Here is a 257-nt window from a genome sequence, read left to right on the forward strand (position 1 = left end):
GTGGCGAACGGCTCGGGCAACACGGGAAGCGGCACCACCAGCTCCAACAACTACAGCATCGATACTCAGCGCCCGACCGCAACCATCGTCGTAGCTGACACCGCTTTGGCAGCCGGCGAGACCTCGCTGGTGACCTTCACCTTCAGCGAGGCCGTCACCGGTTTCACCAATGCCGATCTGACGATCGCCAACGGCATGCTGAGCTCCGTCAGTTCGTCCGATGGCGGCATCACCTGGACCGCGACCCTGACGCCGAC

The 257-nt window shown here is 63.8% G+C and carries 1 protein-coding gene; it reads left to right on the plus strand.

What is annotated here, in order from left to right:
* Positions 1–257 (plus strand): Ig-like domain-containing protein (locus tag ACOZKU_RS01455; RefSeq protein ID WP_421577365.1); only part of this gene is annotated, 257 nt, incomplete at both ends.

Origin of the sequence: Shinella sp. M31 (genome assembly GCF_049199205.1) — a bacterium.
Lineage (GTDB): Bacteria > Pseudomonadota > Alphaproteobacteria > Rhizobiales > Rhizobiaceae > Shinella.